Origin of the sequence: Massilia violaceinigra, from assembly GCF_002752675.1 — a bacterium.
GTDB lineage: Bacteria > Pseudomonadota > Gammaproteobacteria > Burkholderiales > Burkholderiaceae_D > Telluria_A > Telluria_A violaceinigra.
On record NZ_CP024608.1, the window covers coordinates 3674084 to 3691342 of the forward strand.

General features: G+C 62.0%; 19 protein-coding genes. 17 read left to right on the forward strand and 2 right to left on the reverse strand.

The window, feature by feature from the left end; genetic code table 11:
• Positions 1–32: 32 nt before the first annotated feature.
• Entirely contained in the window at positions 33–2570 is a 2538-nt protein-coding gene (locus CR152_RS16415; RefSeq protein WP_157778540.1) for a cellulose-binding domain-containing protein, read from the forward strand.
• Positions 2571–2654: 84 nt separating this feature from the next.
• On the opposite strand, the gene CR152_RS16420 is transcribed toward CR152_RS16415, so the two are convergent.
• On the reverse strand, positions 2655–2990 hold the full coding sequence (locus tag CR152_RS16420) for a TIGR02450 family Trp-rich protein (RefSeq protein WP_307718581.1): 336 nt from the start codon (positions 2988–2990) through the stop codon (positions 2655–2657).
• 72 nt (positions 2991–3062) lie between these two features.
• Between CR152_RS16420 and accD the strand changes: the two genes are divergently transcribed.
• The 7 genes from accD to CR152_RS16455 all read left to right on the forward strand — a co-directional run bounded on the left by accD (position 3063) and on the right by CR152_RS16455 (position 10559).
• Positions 3063–3935, forward strand: a complete 873-nt coding sequence (accD, locus tag CR152_RS16425) for an acetyl-CoA carboxylase, carboxyltransferase subunit beta (protein ID WP_054263957.1) — start codon at positions 3063–3065, stop codon at positions 3933–3935.
• A gap of 121 nt (positions 3936–4056) precedes the next feature.
• Positions 4057–5355, forward strand: a complete 1299-nt coding sequence (gene folC, locus CR152_RS16430; protein ID WP_099876108.1) for a bifunctional tetrahydrofolate synthase/dihydrofolate synthase — start codon at positions 4057–4059, stop codon at positions 5353–5355.
• 10 nt (positions 5356–5365) lie between these two features.
• Positions 5366–6424, forward strand: coding sequence for an SPOR domain-containing protein (locus CR152_RS16435; RefSeq protein WP_099876111.1), 1059 nt, complete (start codon positions 5366–5368; stop codon positions 6422–6424).
• A 25-nt stretch (positions 6425–6449) separates the two neighbouring features.
• A complete protein-coding gene (locus tag CR152_RS16440; protein ID WP_099882402.1) occupies positions 6450–6935 on the forward strand; it encodes a CvpA family protein in 486 nt (161 codons plus the stop codon).
• Positions 6936–6976: 41 nt separating this feature from the next.
• Entirely contained in the window at positions 6977–8497 is a 1521-nt protein-coding gene (gene purF / locus CR152_RS16445) for an amidophosphoribosyltransferase (protein ID WP_099876113.1), read from the forward strand.
• A gap of 3 nt (positions 8498–8500) precedes the next feature.
• A complete protein-coding gene (locus tag CR152_RS16450; protein ID WP_099876115.1) occupies positions 8501–9739 on the forward strand; it encodes a cystathionine gamma-synthase family protein in 1239 nt (412 codons plus the stop codon).
• 94 nt (positions 9740–9833) lie between these two features.
• On the forward strand, positions 9834–10559 hold the full coding sequence (locus tag CR152_RS16455; RefSeq protein ID WP_099876117.1) for a tetratricopeptide repeat protein: 726 nt from the start codon (positions 9834–9836) through the stop codon (positions 10557–10559).
• A gap of 34 nt (positions 10560–10593) precedes the next feature.
• On the opposite strand, the gene lexA is transcribed toward CR152_RS16455, so the two are convergent.
• The gene (gene lexA / locus CR152_RS16460; protein ID WP_054263951.1) at positions 10594–11229 is read right to left on the reverse strand and encodes a transcriptional repressor LexA; all 636 of its coding nucleotides are present in this window, start codon (positions 11227–11229) and stop codon (positions 10594–10596) included.
• Between the two features lie 132 nt (positions 11230–11361).
• Between lexA and CR152_RS16465 the strand changes: the two genes are divergently transcribed.
• From CR152_RS16465 to CR152_RS16505, 9 genes are all read left to right on the forward strand, one after another.
• Positions 11362–11832, forward strand: coding sequence for a DUF29 domain-containing protein (locus tag CR152_RS16465; RefSeq protein WP_099876119.1), 471 nt, complete (start codon positions 11362–11364; stop codon positions 11830–11832).
• Between the two features lie 26 nt (positions 11833–11858).
• Entirely contained in the window at positions 11859–12305 is a 447-nt protein-coding gene (locus CR152_RS16470; protein WP_099876121.1) for a DUF29 domain-containing protein, read from the forward strand.
• A gap of 138 nt (positions 12306–12443) precedes the next feature.
• Complete coding sequence (gene rpsF / locus CR152_RS16475) at positions 12444–12848, forward strand: 30S ribosomal protein S6 (protein WP_054263949.1); 405 nt, start codon at positions 12444–12446, stop codon at positions 12846–12848.
• A gap of 41 nt (positions 12849–12889) precedes the next feature.
• A complete protein-coding gene (gene priB / locus CR152_RS16480) occupies positions 12890–13183 on the forward strand; it encodes a primosomal replication protein N (RefSeq protein WP_054263948.1) in 294 nt (97 codons plus the stop codon).
• A gap of 34 nt (positions 13184–13217) precedes the next feature.
• Complete coding sequence (gene rpsR, locus CR152_RS16485; RefSeq protein ID WP_008450941.1) at positions 13218–13508, forward strand: 30S ribosomal protein S18; 291 nt, start codon at positions 13218–13220, stop codon at positions 13506–13508.
• A 27-nt stretch (positions 13509–13535) separates the two neighbouring features.
• Complete coding sequence (rplI, locus tag CR152_RS16490; RefSeq protein WP_099876123.1) at positions 13536–13988, forward strand: 50S ribosomal protein L9; 453 nt, start codon at positions 13536–13538, stop codon at positions 13986–13988.
• A gap of 142 nt (positions 13989–14130) precedes the next feature.
• Positions 14131–15516: a replicative DNA helicase gene (locus tag CR152_RS16495; RefSeq protein WP_099876125.1), complete on the forward strand. Its 1386-nt coding sequence runs from the start codon at positions 14131–14133 to the stop codon at positions 15514–15516.
• A 73-nt stretch (positions 15517–15589) separates the two neighbouring features.
• The gene (locus CR152_RS16500) at positions 15590–16216 is read left to right on the forward strand and encodes a DUF47 domain-containing protein (RefSeq protein WP_099876127.1); all 627 of its coding nucleotides are present in this window, start codon (positions 15590–15592) and stop codon (positions 16214–16216) included.
• Between the two features lie 11 nt (positions 16217–16227).
• Entirely contained in the window at positions 16228–17238 is a 1011-nt protein-coding gene (locus tag CR152_RS16505; protein WP_099876129.1) for an inorganic phosphate transporter, read from the forward strand.
• Positions 17239–17259 lie beyond the last annotated feature (21 nt).

Here is a 17259-nt window from a genome sequence, read left to right on the forward strand (position 1 = left end):
CATTTCCAACGCCACCAAGAAAAGCGAATCCCATGACTCTCGTGCATCGACTCTCGACGATTGCAGCCGCCTGCGCCTTGTGCGCCGCCGCCTCCGCACCGGCCTCGGCCGCATCCGAAACTTACCAGTGGAACAGTGTCGCCATGGGCGGCGGCGGTTTCGTCTCGGCGGTGATTCCGAGCAAGACGCAAAAAGGCCTGGCCTACGCCCGCACCGACGTCGGCGGCGCATATCGCTGGGACAACACCGCCGCGCGCTGGGTGCCGCTGATCGACTGGGCGTCGGAAGATGAAACCGGCCTGCTGGGCATCGAATCGATCGCCCTCGACCCGAAAAATGCCGCCAAGGTATACATGCTGGCCGGTATCAGCTACTTCAACAACGGCAAGACCATGATCTTGCGTTCCTCGGATTACGGCAAAACCTTCATCAAGACCGATGTGACGGCCCTGTTCAAGGCGCACGGCAACGGCATGGGCCGCCAGACCGGCGAACGCCTGCAGGTCGATCCCGGTTCGAGCAACATCCTGTACGTGGGCACCCGCGCCAACGGTCTGTTCAAGAGCGTCGACAGCGGCGCCACCTGGGCCCGCGTGGCTAGCCTGAACGTGACCACCACGCCGAACGAAAACGGGATCAACTTCGTCTCGCTCGACCCGTCCAGCGTGGTGGGTGGCGCGGCCCAGCGCATCGTGGTGGGCGTGTCGCGCTTCGGCTACGTGGCCCCCAATCTGTACCGCAGCAACGATGGCGGCAAGACCTTCGCACCTGTCGCCGGCGCCCCGACCGACCTGATGCCGCAACGCGTGGCGCGCGCCAGCGACGGCAACCTGTACGTCACCTACGCCAACGGCGCCGGTCCGCACGGCCACTGGGCCCAGCCGGAACCGATGGACCGCGGCCAGATCTGGAAGTACAACGTGGGCACCGGCGCCTGGACCAACGTCACGCCGGCCGGCATCAGCTCGGCGTTCAGCGGCATCAGCGTGGCGCCAGACAATCCGAACAACCTGGTGGCGTCAACCGTCAACACCTACCAGCAGCAGGGCAACGCCTGGGGCGACCGCATCTACACCTCGGCCAACGGCGGCGCCAGCTGGACCGACGTGATCGCCCGCGGCTTCGCGAAGGATAGCGCGGGCGTGTCCTGGGTCGGCGACAAGGCGATCCACTGGGCTGGCACGGTCGAGCTCGATCCTTTCGATACCAAGGCGGCGTGGGTGTCGTCCGGTAATGGCATCTTCAAGACCGCCAATATCAACGCGACCCCGGCCACCTGGACCTTCAACGTCGCAGGGCTGGAAGAAACCGTGCCGCTTAACCTGGTCAGCATCCCGGGCGGACCGCTGATGTCGGTGATCGGCGACTACGATGGCTTCCGCCACACCGATCCGACCCGCTATGCGCCGATCCACACGCCATCGATCGGCAGCACCACCGGCCTCGATTTTGCTGCGCGCAAAACCTCGGTGCTGGCGCGCGTGGGCGGCAACGATAATCCAGGCATGTACTACTCGACCGACACCGGCGCCACCTGGAAGAAGAGTGCGCTGATGAACGGCAAGAACGGCCAGGTCGCGCTCTCGTCCGACGGCACCGTGTTGCTGCACAGCCCGGACAATTCGGCCACCAGCTACCGCTCGACCGACTTTGGATCGAGCTGGACTGCCGTGAATGGCTTGAACGTGACCAGTGCCCGTCCGGTGGCCGATGCCGTCAACCCGCGCAAGTTTTACGCCTATGACAACGGTCGCATGTTCGTCAGTACCGATGGCGGCGTGTCGTTCGCGCCGAAAGCGAGCCTGCAGTCGGGCGGATCGAAGGTGATCCGCGCGGTGCCGAACCGCGAAGGCGAGCTGTGGGTGCCGCTGTATGGTGCGGGTCTTGCGCGCTCGACCGATTCAGGCGCGAGCTTCAGCAGCATCGGCAGCGTGAGCTATGCCGCCGCGGTCGGCTTTGGCGCCGCGGCGCCGGGCGCCAGCTTCCCGACGGTGTTTATCTGGGGTACGGTCGGCGGCGTGAAAGGCGTGCACCGCTCGGTTGATACCGGCGCCACCTGGGTGCGCGTCAACGATGATGCTCACCAGTACGGCGGACCGGGCAACGGCCAGTTCGTCATCGGCGACATGAACCGTTACGGCGTTGTGTACATGAGTACCGCCGGACGCGGCATCGCCATAGGCGTGCCGGGCGGAACCACGACCCCGCCGATCGATCCGCCGCCACCGGTGGAACCGCCGCCAACGCCGACGCCCACCAACCAGTGCGTGTACCAGGTGCGCAGCCAGTGGCCGGGCGGATTCAACGCGGCGGTGCAGATCACCAACCGCGGCACCAGTGCCATGAACGGCTGGAGCGTGAGCTGGACCTACTCGGATGGCTCGAAAGTGGCCAGCATGTGGAATGCGGTCCTGAGCGGCACCAACCGCTACACGGCGACCAACGTGGGCTGGAACGGGGTGATCCAGCCGGGCCAAACCGTCGAGTTCGGTTTCCAGGGCACCAGCGGCAGCGCGGGCACCCAGGTACCGGTGCTGGGCGGAACCACTTGCGCCAAGGCGGCCAAGTAAGCGTTCACTCCGAACCAGGCGGGCGCCGAGTGAGTATTCACTAGCGCCGCATGCAGCCGGGTCGTCGACCCGGCTGCGCTTTCCTTACAGCCAGCCCTGGCGCCACTGCGTTTCGTCGCGCAGCGTTTTCCACGCGATGCGCCGCGTCTGCCGGCTGTGAACGGCATCGATATCGACCCACTCCACGGCCTCGCCGGGCTGCTCGGGCTCGATCACCTTGATCACGATAAAATGCTTCTCCTTGTTCACGGGAGCGAGCGCCGTCCATTTTGAAAGCAGTAATTTTTTAGGATGCAAGGGATTCATGCGTGGAGCATAGCGCATCGCACGCCTTCGCGCCGCACGCGGAACCCCGCTGATGAGTTGACGATCCAACACCCGTGCCACGACCGAAAAGAATATCAAATGAGCAATTTTCATTCCGTTGTGTTCGACAAGCAGGGTCTTAACGGCTAAACTACCGACCACTAAGATGCCGCAGAAGGAAAATGTATGAGTTGGTTAGAGAAACTACTGCCCCCACGAATCCAGCGTTCCGACGCTGCCGCGCGCAAGACCATGCCCGAAGGCCTGTGGGTCAAGTGCCCCTCCTGCGAAGCCGTCCTGTACCGTACCGACCTCGAATCGAATCTCCACGTCTGCCCGAAGTGCAGCCACCACATGCGCATCCGCGCCCGCGAGCGCCTCGACGGCCTGCTCGACGAAGGCGGCCGCTATGAAATCGGCCAGGAAACCCTGCCGGTCGATACGCTCAAGTTCAAAGACAGCAAAAAATACCCCGACCGCCTGAAAGCGGCGATGGAAGCGACCGGCGAGACCGATGCGCTGATCGTCATGGGCGGCGCCATCATGAGCCTGCCGGTGGTGGTGGCCTGCTTCGAATTCGAATTCATGGGCGGCTCCATGGGTTCCGTGGTCGGCGAGCGCTTCGTGCGCGGCGCCCAGATCGCGCTCGAACAAAAAGTACCGTTCATCTGCATCACCGCCACCGGCGGCGCGCGCATGCAGGAAGGCTTGCTGTCGCTGATGCAAATGGCAAAAACCACGGCCATGCTGACCAAGCTGTCCGAGAAAAAGCTGCCGTTCATCAGTGTGCTGACCGACCCGACCATGGGCGGCGTATCGGCGTCGTTCGCTTTCATGGGCGACGTGGTCATCGCCGAGCCGAAGGCACTGATCGGCTTTGCCGGCCCGCGCGTGATCGAGAACACCGTGCGCGAGAAGCTGCCTGAAGGTTTCCAGCGCGCCGAATTCCTGGTCACCAAGGGCGCTGTCGACATGATCGTCGACCGCCGCAAGATGCGCGAAGAAATCGCGCGCCTGCTCGCGCTGCTGCAAGACCAGGCGGTTGAAGTCCTGGCCTGATCGCCTCTCCTGGCTGGGACTATTCTGACTGGTTCACACCGGTTGTTTCATCGCGGTTCATGGCGGACGGGCATGCGTGCCCGGCTTCCATGAGCCGCCGTTGTTTTTACAGGTTCATTCCATGTCCACTCTCCCCACCACTTTGCCCGACTGGCTGGCTCTGCTCGAATCGCGTCACGCCGAAGTCCACATCAACATGGGCCTCGAGCGCGTGCGCCAGGTCAAGGAGCGCCTCAATCTGGCCTTCAGCTGCCCGGTCATCATGGTGGCCGGCACCAACGGCAAGGGCTCGACCTGCTCGATGCTCGAAGCGATCCTGCTGCGCGCCGGCTACAAGGTGGGCCTGTACATCAAGCCGCACTTCCTCGACTTTAACGAGCGAGCCCGCATCAACGGCGACATGGCGTCCGATGGAGCGCTCATCGCCAGCTTCAACGCCGTCGAAGCGCAGCGCGGCGACATCGATCTGACGTACTTCGAATTCACCACCCTGGCCATCATGCACCTGCTGGCCGGCGCGAAGCTCGACGTGGCGATCCTGGAAGTGGGTTTGGGCGGGCGCCTGGACGCGGTCAACGTGATCGACGCCGACGTGGCCATCGTCACCTCGATCGATATCGACCACACCGATTTCCTCGGCACCACGCGCGACGAAATCGGGTTCGAGAAAGCGGGCATTTTCCGCCCCGGCAAAGCGGCTATCTGCAGCGACCCGGTGCCGCCGCCGACCCTCATCGCCCACGCCGAAGCGATCGGCGCCGACCTGTGGCTGCTGGGGCGCGACTTCAATTATTCGGGCGACAAGCAGCAGTGGAACTACGGCGGGCGCGAACAGCGCCGCAATTCGCTGGCCTACCCGAGCCTGCGCGGCGCCAATCAGCTGCTCAACGCCTCGGCCGCGCTGGCCGCGCTCGAAGTGCTGCGCTTCGAACTGCCGGTGGGCGCGCAGGAAGTGCGCACCGGGCTGGTGGTGGTCGAGCTGCCGGGGCGCTTCCAGGTGCTGCCGGGACGCCCGACCGTCATCCTCGACGTCGCCCATAATCCGCACGCGGCGTCGGCGCTGGCCCAGAATCTGGGCAACATGGGCTTTCATCCCTACACCTATGCCGTATTCGGCATCATGCAGGACAAGGATATCGATGGCGTTGTTGCCCCGATGGCGCAATATGTCGACCACTGGTGCGTGGCCAACCTGCCATCGCCACGCGCGGCCGACCCGGAAACGCTGGCCGCTACCCTGGCGGCGCTGCCGCTTGGTGACGCCAAACCGGGCGAGCGCAGCGTCACAACCTTCGCCGATCCGGCCCAGGCTTTTGCAAATGCAATGAGTCGAGCCGGGGAGAATGATAGAATTGTGGTCTTTGGCTCCTTCTACACCGTCGCCGGTGTCATGGCTGCCCGAAAATCCTCACATCACTGAAGAAAAACGCATGGGCTTGTTCTCGTTCCTCAATAAAAACAAGCAAGAATCCACGGAAGATAGTGGCTATTATTCCAAGTCGGACGACGACACCGTCGCCGCCCGTGCCCGTTCCAAACGCGCATCTTCCGCCGGCGAACCCGCAGCCCGCCGCGGCAAGGATGCGCGCGCCGCCGCCGATCCCGTTCTGCCCGAGAAAAAGCGTGCGCGCCGCCGGCTGGTTGGCGCCGTCGCGCTGGCGCTGGGCGTGGCGGTCGGCTTGCCGATGGTGCTCGATTCCGAACCCAAGCCGCTGGCCGGCGACATCGATATCCGTATTCCCTCCAAGGACAAGGTCGCGCCGCAGGCGCAGCCGCGCGCCGTGGCTGCCGCCGATGCGCTCGACAAGCGCGAAGAAATCGTCGACGTGCCGCCGGTGCCGATGGTGACGCTGCCGAAAGAAAGACCGGTACCGAGGGAGGAGATCAAACCCGAGGCCAAGCCCGAGGTCAAGACCGTGGCCAAGCCCGAAGTCAAGCCGGCGGTGAAACCCGACGTCAAACCGGTAGCCAAGCCGGAACCGAAACCGGTCGTCAAGCCCGAGCCCAAAGTCGTGGCCAAGCCCGAAGTCAAACCCGACAAGCCGAAGCCGGAGCCGAAAGTCGCCGAGGTCAAGCACGTCGAGAAAGTGCCCGAAAAGCACGTCGAAAAAACGGTCGAGAAGCCGGTTGATAAACCGCTTGCCAAGGCACCGCCCAAGGTAGAGGAAAAGGAAAAACCGGCCGTCAAGCCGCCGGTGCCGGACGCCCAGCGCGCCATATCCATCCTCGAAGGCAAGGCGCCCGAGAAAGCCGTCGATGAGAACCAGCGCTTCGTGGTGCAGGTCGCGGCGCTCGCCACCCAGGAAAAAGTCAACGAATTGCAGGCCAAATTGAGCGGCGCGGGCATCCGCTCGTTCACGCACAAGATACCGACCCAGTCGGGCGACCGGATTCGCGTGCAGGTGGGCCCGTTCAGCAAGGATGAAGCCGAAAAAGTGCGCGCCAAGTTAAGCAAGATGGGACTGTCGGGCATCATGGTCCCGGGCTGATGACACACGTTTGGGCGGACGCACGGTGACAGAGTTCGATTATGTGGTGCTGGTGATCCTGATTTCCTCGGTCATCATCGGCACGCTGCGCGGCCTGGTCAAGGAAATCCTGTCGCTGATCAGCTGGGTGGTGGCCTTCGTCGTCGCCAACGCCTACGGCGCCCAGCTCGCGCCCATGTTGTCGGTGATCCCCGGCGAAACGGTACGCCTGATGGTCGCCTTCGTGGCGCTGTTCCTCGGCACCCGCATCCTGATGGGACTGGTCATGATGGCGGTCGACCTGATGGTCAAGGCCACGGGATTGAGTCCGGCGAACCGCCTGCTGGGAGCGACGTTCGGCCTCGCGCGCGGGGTTGTGATCGTGCTGGCCGCCGTCATCTCGTGCGGCATGACCGACCTGCCCAAGCAGGCCTTTTGGACCAAGGCGGTATCGAGCCCCATGGCGGAAGAGGGCGCGCGGATGGTAAAGACATTGTTGCCCGCTGATTTGGCGCGGCATGTTCAGTTTTGATATTTTTTAAAATCAGTAGGTCCAGTCTCTAGGAGCGCACCATGTGTGGCATCGTCGGCGTCGTCTCGAATAACCCCGTCAATCAAGTGCTGTATGACGCTTTGCTGCTGTTGCAGCACCGCGGTCAGGATGCGGCGGGGATCGCAACCAGTCATTCCAATATGTTTTCCATGCACAAGGCCAATGGCCTCGTGCGCGACGTTTTCCGCACGCGCAATATGCGTTCGCTGCAGGGGAACTCGGGCATCGGCCACTGCCGCTATCCGACCGCCGGTTCGTCCAGCGAGGAAGAAGCGCAGCCGTTCTACGTGAATGCGCCGTTCGGCATCACGCTCGCGCACAACGGCAACCTGACCAATCAGGAACAGCTCAAGTCCGAGATGTTCCGCAACGACCGCCGCCACATCAACACCGATTCCGACTCGGAAGTGCTGCTCAACGTGCTGGCGCATGAAATCCAGGAATCGACCACCGGCTTTACGCTCGATCCCGATTCCATCTTCAAGGCGGTGCAAGCGGTGCACCGGCGCGTGCGCGGCGCCTACGCCGTCGTCGCCCAGATCGCCGGCCACGGCCTGCTGGCCTTCCGCGATCCGTTCGGCATCCGTCCGCTGTGCATCGGCACCAACGAAACCGACAACGGCACCGAATACCTGGTGGCCAGCGAATCGGTGGCGCTGGAAGGCATGGGCTTTCGCTTCCTGCGCGATATCGCGCCGGGCGAAGCGGTGTTCATCGACATGGACATGAAGCTGCACGAACGCCAGTGCGCCGACAACCCGTCGTTGAATCCCTGCGCATTCGAGTACGTGTACCTGGCCCGCCCCGATTCGATCCTCGACGGTGCTTCGGTCTATGCCACGCGCCTGAAAATGGGCGAGTACCTGGCCGACAAGGTGCGCCAGGAGTTCAAGTCGGGCGAAATCGACGTGGTCATGCCGATTCCCGATTCCTCGCGTCCTGCCGCGATCCAGCTGGCGTTGAAGCTGGGCGTCGAGTACCGCGAAGGCTTCATCAAGAACCGCTACATCGGCCGCACCTTCCTGATGCCGGGCCAGGCGATTCGCCGCAAGTCGGTACGCCAGAAACTGAACGCCATCGGTTCCGAATTCAAGGGCAAGAACGTGCTGCTGGTCGACGACTCGATCGTGCGCGGCACCACCAGCCAGGAAATCGTGCAGATGGCGCGTGAAGCGGGCGCCCGCAATGTGTTCTTCGCGTCGGCCGCGCCTCCGGTACTGTTCCCGAACGTGTATGGCATCGACATGCCGACCCGCGATGAACTGATCGCCTACGGCCGCAGCACCGAGGAAGTCTGCCGCGAGATCACGGCCGATGCCCTGGTGTACCAGGACGTCGATGCGCTCAAGCGCGCGATCTCGGACGTCAATCCGGCGTTGACCAGCTTCGAGGCGTCCTGCTTCGACGGCGTGTACGTCACTGGCGACGTCACGCCCGCATATCTGGACCGGCTGGAATTCGCGCGCCACAATCCGAAAGCCGCTCCGGCCGAAGATGCGGCGCGCACCCAGTTGAACCTGAACCTGGCGACCGCCGAGTAACTGATGAGCGAGAAGAAAAGCTACGGCTTCACCACGACCATCCTGCACAACGACCGGCAAAAGCCGATCGAGCACGGGTCGCTGCACAAGCCGATTCACACGTCGGTCACCTTCGGCTACAACGACGCGCGCCAGCTGGCGTCGGTGTTCCAGGGGAAGGAGCCGGGCTTTCGCTACGGCCGCCAGGGCAATCCGACCATCTCCGCGCTCGAAGACAAGATCACGAAGATGGAAGACGGCGTATCGACCTTGTGCTTTGCGACCGGGATGGGGGCCATTGGCGCCGTGTTCCAGGCGCTGCTGCGCGCCGGCGACCACATCGTGTCGTCGTCGTTCTTGTTCGGGAATACCAACAGCCTGTGGCAAACGGCGGCCGGGCAGGGCGTCGAGGTGGCGTTTGCCGATGCGACCGACGTGGCCAACGTCGAAGCCGCGCTCACGCCGGCCACGCGCCTGGTGTTCGTCGAAACCATCGCCAACCCGCGCACGCAGGTGGCGGACCTGGCGCGCATCGGCCGGCTGTGCAAGGAACGCGGCATTCTGTTCGTGGTCGATAACACCATGACGTCGCCCTACCTGTTCCGGCCTAAAACGGTCGGTGCCGGGCTGGTGGTGAACGCGCTGACCAAGTCGATCGGAGGCCACGGCAATGCGCTCGGCGGCAGCCTGACCGACACCGGCGAGTACGACTGGAGCGCTTTCCCGAACATTGCGGCCAACTACAAGCGCAATCCGCCGGCGCAGTGGGGCATGGCGCAGTTGCGCGCCAAGGCCCTGCGCGACTTCGGCGCCTCGCTGGCACCGGAAGCGGCTCACCATATCGCGGTGGGGGCGGAAACGCTGGCGCTGCGCATGGAGCGCGCTTCGGCCAGCGCACTGGCGGTCACGCGCATGCTCGAAGCCGACGAGCGCGTGGCGGCGGTGTATTACCCGGGCCTGGCATCGCACCCGCAGCATGCGCTGGCGAGCGATCTGTTCAAGGCGTACGGTTCGCTGTTCAGCTTTGAACTGAAAGATGGCATCGATTGCTTCGATTACCTCAATCGCCTCAAGCTCGGTATCTCCGCCAGTAACCTGGGCGATACGCGCACCTTGGTGATTCCGGTGTCGCACACCATCTTCTTCGAGATGGGTGCCGAGCGGCGCGCCAGCATGGGTATCGCCGAATCGCTGATCCGGGTTTCGGTCGGCATCGAAGACACCGCCGATTTGCTCGACGACTTCCGCTGCGCGCTGGATTGAACGGGGCAGGGCGGCACGCGCCGCCCTGCCATGTCATCTGGTGACGATGCGGGTTCGACCACATGGTTCGTACAAATACAAGGTCCTACACGCGATGAAGAAATACCTGTTTTGCCTGGGCTTGATGCTCGCCGGCGTGGCGCACGCGGACGAACTGGCCGACGCCAACGCCCTGTTTGCGAAAAAGGCCTATCCGCAAGCGCTGCAGCTGTACACCAAGCTGGCCAACGCCGGCAACGCCGAAGCGCAGCTGCACATGGGCGAGATGTATTTTTACGGCGAGGCCGGCACGGTCGACCTGGCCAAGGCCGAAGCCTGGTTCAAGAAGTCCGCAGCCAAGGGCAACAAGACCGCCGCCGGCTCGCTGGAGATGATCAAAAAGCGCGAGGCGCGCCGTGCCGACCTGGATTACTGGATCGGCAAATACGATGGCGCCGACCTGACAACGGGCCAGTTCCGTTGCCCGGCGCCGCGCATTCCCGCCATGTCGAAGCAGAACGAAGAAATCGAGAGCGTGTCGGCCAAGGTCGCGGCTTGGCAGGATTGCTACAACGGCTTCGTGCGCAACCTCAACGAGGCCAGCCCGCTGACCAAGCGCATTCCCAAGGATGTGGCTGACTTGCTGACCAAGGAAGAAACCGAGCAGTCGCGCGTGTATCTGGAAGGCGTGTATGCGGGCATCGCCGAAAACGCCAAGGTGTCGGCCAAGCTGGTGCTGGCCGACTTCGGCGCGTGGCGCAGTGCCACCGACGCCTATATCAAGGAACACAACCGCATCGTCACCGAAGCGGCGACGACAGCGCCGCGCAAGGGCGACTAGACGGCAAGGGCGCGGTGGAGCCGCGCCCGCACGCTCAGTTCCAGCTGCGCATCAACCCTACCGCCAGGCCTTCCAGCGCGAACTCGTCGGTTGCGGGATCGACGTGGATCACCTTGAAGTCCGGGTTCTCCGGCAGCAGTTCGATCAGCGAGCCGGTCTTTTTGTAGCGCTTGACGGTGACATCGTCACCGATCCGGGCCACCACGATCTGGCCATTCTTGGCGCTGTCGACCTTTTTGACGGCCAGCAGGTCGCCATCCATGATGCCGGCGTCGCGCATCGACCACCCACGCACCTTGAGCAGGAAATCGGGACGCGACGAAAACATCGCCGGGTCCACGCTGTAGGTCGCTTCCACATGTTCCTGCGCGAGGATGGGCGAACCGGCGGCCACGCGCCCGACCAGCGGCAGCGACATCATCAGGTTCGGCGGCGGCATGGGAATGGCGTCGACGCTGGCGCCGATCAGGCGGATGCCGCGCGAGGTCCCCGGCGAAATTTCGATGGCGCCCTTGCGCGCGAGCGCCTGCAGGTGCTCTTCGGCCGCGTTGGCCGACTTGAAGCCCAGTTCATTGGCGATTTCGGCACGGGTAGGAGGAAAGCCCGTGTTCTCGATCGCATCCTTGATCAGGTTGAGGATTTGTTCTTGCCTTGGAGTGAGCTTGATCATCGGTATGCGGGACTGTGTATATGGACAGACTGTATTTTTGTACAGTATTTCGCCTAATGCAAGGGTTAATTAGCCGAACAGGCGAATTATTTGCGATGGAGGCTGTCCAACACATAGCAGAGGAGGTGCGCCATGGATCGCATTGAGGTTCCGCGGGGGGATTATCAGGAAGATTTTGTGCTGTGGCTTGAGCGGCAGGCTGAGTTGCTGCGGGCGGGAAAGTTCGAGCTACTTGATGTCGACCACCTCATCGACGAGCTTGAAGGCGCAGTGCGTGCGGACCGCAGGGAGCTTGAGGGGTACCTCGAAAACATCACTGCGTATTTGCTCAGTTTGCAGTACCGCCCACGGTACAAACCACGACACTGGCGCATCAAGCTGGGCAACGCCCGTTTTGGCATGGGATTGCTGATTGATGATAGTCCCAGTCTGGTTTTCGACATTGCGGAACTGGCCGCGCTGAACTACGACGATGCGCGCCGCCGCGCCGCTTGGGAGACGCGCCTGCCGGAGTCCATCTTTCCGGCAGCGCTACCTTACAGTGCTGCGGAACTGCTTGACGACGACTTCGACCCGTCGTATCCGCCGGATGAGGGGTCGTGAACTGAAACAGAGGGTAGGGGGGGGGCATGGACCGACTCGAGGTTCCACTTGCTGACTACAACGATGATCTTATCCATTGGATCGAGCAACAGGTGAGTCTGTTGCGGGTCAGGGACTTTAAGCACCTTGACGTCGAACATCTGATAGAGGGGTTTGAGGAAATGGTCGGCCGCAATCAACGGGAATTGTGTAGCCGGCTGCACGTGCTGATCATGCACCTGCTCAAGTGCCAGTATCAGCCGAGGCGCAAGTCGACGAGCTGGCTGGCGACCATCAACGAGCAGCGCCGCGCCATTGCTCGGCTGCTGGAGCGCAGTCCCAGCCTGAGCAGCGCGGTCGAGCGCATGGCACGACAAGAGTATGCGCACGCCGTGCGTAGCGCGGTCATCGAAACCCGGCTACCGAAAAGCGCTTTCCCGCCGGAGCCACCCTTCACCCCGGCCCAACTGCACGACGACGACTTCGTGCCATGAACGGCGCGCAATCGCACAACTTTCTCAATGCGCCCTTGATTGTTGCTCTATTTCACGCTATAATCGCCGGCTTTCCCTTCCCACACTCGTCTTGACGCCGAGGTGGGCATTTGTTTAAACGTCCCTAAGGAGTTATGCATGCGTCATTATGAAATCGTTTTTATCGTCCACCCGGACCAAAGCGAGCAAGTCCCGGCGATGATCGAACGCTACAAAGCCAGCGTAACCACGCGCGGCGGTTCGGTTCACCGTGTTGAAGACTGGGGCCGTCGTCAGATGGCTTACTCGATCCAGAAGCTGCCAAAAGCGCACTACATCTGCCTGAACATCGAATGCGACAACGAGACCCTCGTGGAACTCGAAACCGCGTTCAAATTCAATGATGCCGTGCTGCGTCACCTCACCGTTAAGATGAAGAAGGCTGAAACCGCGCCGTCGCCGATGATGAAATCGGTACAACGTGAAGACGCAGCCAAGAGCCACCGCACTGAAGCCCCTGCTCCTGCAGCCGCTCCAGCGCCAGCTCCAGCCGCAGCAGCGTAATTGTTGACCGGGATCCCTGAACCTGACTTGACCTCACCTCGGTGAATCAACTCCAGTTCGTAGCCCTGATTTGCGAGCGCGACGTATTGCGCTACACCCCGGCCGGCGTGCCGATCGTGACCGCCACACTGATGCACAGTTCGCAGCAGATGGAAGCAGGGGTAGCCAGGTTGGTCGAGTTTGAAATCACCGCGCTTGCCGCGGGCGAGATTTCAGGTCGATTCAGCCAGGCCGAATTGGGCGCCGTGCATCAGTTCACGGGATTTTTGGCCAAGAAGAACCGCAGCAGCAAAAGCCTGGTGTTTCACATCATTGATTTCTGTGCCGCCGCCTGACGCGACAGCACATTTTTAGATACAGGAGCCTCAAATGGCATTCGGTAAAAAATTCGACAAGAACAAGCTCAAGCTTAAAGAAAAGCGCAAACAACAGAACCCACTGTTCAAGCGTAAGAAATTCTGCCGCTTCACCGCAGCAAACGTTGAACAGGTCGACTACAAAGACGTAGACACCCTGAAAGACTTCGTCCAGGAAAACGGCAAGATCATGCCAGCACGCCTGACCGGTACCAAAGCGCACTACCAGCGCCAGGTTGACACCGCAATCAAGCGCGCCCGCTACCTCGCGCTGCTGCCATACACCGATCTGCACCACGCTTAATCGCTGCGGATAAACTGGAGAAACTCTATGCAAATCATTCTGTTGGAAAAAGTTGTTAACGTCGGCAACCTGGGCGATGTTGTTAAAGTCAAAGACGGTTACGCACGTAACTTCCTGATCCCGCAACGCATGGCTCGCCGTGCTACCGCATCGGCCGTCGCTGAATTCGAAGTCAAGCGCGCCGAACTGGAAAAAGCAGCAGCTGAAAAGCTGGCCGCTTCCCAGGCTCAAGGCGAGAAGCTGGGCGGCATGACCATCTCGATCGCTCAAAAAGCGGGCGTCGATGGCCGTCTGTTCGGTTCCGTGACCAACTTCGACATCGCTGAAGCGCTGACGAAAGCTGGCTTCGCTGTAGAAAAAGCGCAAGTGCGCATGCCTACCGGCCCGCTGAAAACGACTGGCGAACACGCTGTTGCAGTAGCCCTGCACACCGACGTCGTTGTCGAGATCACCATCGCTGTTGTTGGCGAAGCTGCCTAAGTTATACTGCCTCATCTAGTTGCCTTGCAAGCATCATGCTTGCATAACAACTACAAAAAAGCCGGGTCTTCCCGGCTTTTTTTACGTCCAGATCTCCCCAATTATGTCAGCCAGTTGACCCGAAGCAGGTATAATTCGCGCCATGAACGCACCATCCGATCCGCAGCTCGACGCACTCCGCATCCCGCCCCATTCCATCGAAGCAGAACAATCTGTGATCGGTGGTTTGCTGCGCGATAACGCCGCGTTCGACCGCATTGCCGACATGATGCATGCGGACGACTTCTACCGCTACGATCACCGCATCATCTTCGAACAGATCGTCAAGCTGATCAACCAGTCGAAACCGGCCGACGTGATCACCGTGTTCGAGGCGCTGACCAACATCGCCAAGGCCGAAGACGTGGGCGGCCTGCAGTACCTGAACGCGATGGCGCAGAACACGCCGTCGGCGGCCAACATCCGGCGCTACGCCGAGATCGTGCGCGACCGCGGCGTGCTGCGCAAACTGATCACCGTGGCCGACGAAATTTCGGGCAATGCGTTCAACCCGCAGGGCAAGGAAGTCAAGCAGATGCTCGACGAAGCCGAATCGAAGATCTTCGCCATCGCCGAACAGGGCGCGCGCGGCTCGCAAGGCTGGATCGCGGTGCAGCCGCTGCTCACCCAAGTGGTCGAGCGCATCGATGAACTCTACAGCCGCGACAACCAGAGCGAAATCACGGGTGTGCCGACCGGCTTCATCGACCTTGACCGCATGACGTCCGGCCTGCAGCCGGGCGACCTGGTGATCGTGGCCGGCCGTCCGTCGATGGGCAAGACCGCGTTTTCGGTCAACATCGGCGAGAACGTGGCCATCGAAGCGGGCCTGCCGGTCGCGATCTTTTCGATGGAGATGGGCGGCGCCCAGCTGGCCATGCGTATGCTCGGTTCGGTCGGCCAGCTCGACCAGCACCGCCTGCGCACCGGCCGCCTGAACGACGAAGACTGGCCGCGCTTGACGCACGCGATCCAGAAAATGAACGACGCCCAGCTGTACATCGACGAGACCCCGGCCTTGAATCCGATCGAGCTGCGCGCGCGCTCGCGGCGCCTGTCGCGCCAGTGCGGCAAGCTGGGCCTGATCATCATCGACTACATCCAGCTCATGACCGGCAGCCAGCCGGGCGACAACCGCGCCTCGGAGATTTCCGAAATTTCGCGAAGCCTCAAGGGCTTGGCGAAAGAGCTGCACTGTCCCGTGATCGCCCTGTCGCAGTTGAACCGGTCGCTGGAACAACGCCCCAACAAACGCCCCATCATGTCCGACTTGCGCGAATCGGGCGCTATCGAGCAGGATGCGGACGTCATCATCTTCCTGTATCGCGATGAGGTCTACAACCCGGATTCGCCCGACAAGGGCACCGCGGAGATCATCATCGGCAAGCAGCGTAACGGCCCGATCGGCTCGATACGACTGACCTGGATCGGCCAGTACACCAAGTTCGGTAACTACAGCGGTAACCTGGCGGTCTACCAGGGCGACTAAATCACGATGCCGCCGCCATGAGCGGTGGCCTTCTGCAGTATCAATAACGCTTTAACGCTTTAACGGAGAAACCATGTTTGGACGCCTGATGCCCACCGAGGGCAAATTTTTTGAGCTCTTCAACCAGCACGCCGCATTGTGCGTGAAGGGCGCGCATGAAATGGTCGGCCTGATGACCAACTTCGACGACCTCGAAAACCGCGTCCATGCAATCGAAAGCATCGAGAAGCAAGCCGACAAGATCACCTACGCCACGGTCGACATGCTGCACAAGACCTTCATCACGCCGATCGACCGCGACGACATCCACAAGCTGATCACGCGCATGGACGACATCCTCGACCTGATGGAAGACGCGGCCCAGACGGTCTCGCTGTACGACCTGAAAGCGGTGACCCCGGAAGCGAAGCGCCTGGCCGAACTGTGCCTGGCCTGCTGCGAAAAAGTCGAGGCGGCCGTCGGCCTGCTGCACAACATGGACAACTCGCAAAAAATCGTCGCCATCTGCGAAGAGATCGACCGCCTCGAATCGGACGCCGATCATGTCATGCGCGCCGCCATGTCGAAGCTGTTCCGCGATGAACCGGACGTGCGCAACCTGATCAAGCTCAAGGCCATCTACGAGATCCTCGAAACCGTGACCGACCGCTGCGAAGATGTTGCCAACATCATCGAAGGCATCATCGTCGAAAACGCGTAAGCGGCACGAGCATGGAACATATTCAAATCAGCATTTACGTGCTCGGCATGTTGATCGCCCTGGCATTGGTGTTCGACTTCATGAACGGCTTCCACGACGCGGCCAACGCCATTGCCACCGTGGTCTCGACGGGCGTGCTCAAGCCGCAGACCGCGGTGGCGATGGCCGCCGTGTTCAACTTCATGGCCATCGGCGTGGTCGGGCTGCACGTGGCCACGACCCTGAGCAAGGGCACCATCGACCCCAAGGTGGTGGACCATTACGTCATTTTCGGGGCCCTGGTCGGGGCCATCATCTGGAACCTGATCACCTGGTACTACGGCATTCCATCGTCCTCCTCGCACGCGCTGATCGGCGGCCTGGTGGGCGCCGCGGTGGCCAAGTCGGGTACCGGGGCGCTGATCGGCGCGGGCTTGCTCAAGACCGTCATCTTCATCGTGGTCGCGCCGCTGCTCGGTTTCGCACTGGGCTCGATCATCATGCTCATTGTGGCGTGGGTGTTCGTCAAATCGACGCCGCGCAAGGTCGATACGTGGTTTCGCCGCCTGCAGCTGGCATCGGCGGCGGCGTATAGCCTGGGCCACGGCGGCAACGACGCGCAAAAGACGATGGGCATCATCTGGATGCTGCTCATCGCCAGCGGCTACACCGACGCGGCGGACAAGGCGCCGCCGAGCTGGGTCATCATTTCGTGCTATGCGGCGATCAGTTTCGGTACGCTGTTCGGCGGCTGGCGCATCGTCAAGACCATGGGCCAGAAGATCACCAAGCTCAAACCGGTAGGCGGCTTTTGCGCCGAAACCGGCGGCGCGATCACCCTGATCCTGTCGAGCTATTTCGGTATTCCCGTCTCGACCACGCACACCATCACCGGCGCCATCGTCGGCGTGGGCTCGTCGCAGAAGATGTCGGCGGTGCGCTGGGGCGTGGCCGGAAATATCGTGTGGGCCTGGGTTTTCACCATTCCGGCGTCGGCCTTCATGGCTGCGGTGGCGTGGTGGATCGGTACCCACATCATGTAAGGCAGGCATGCGCCTGACAAG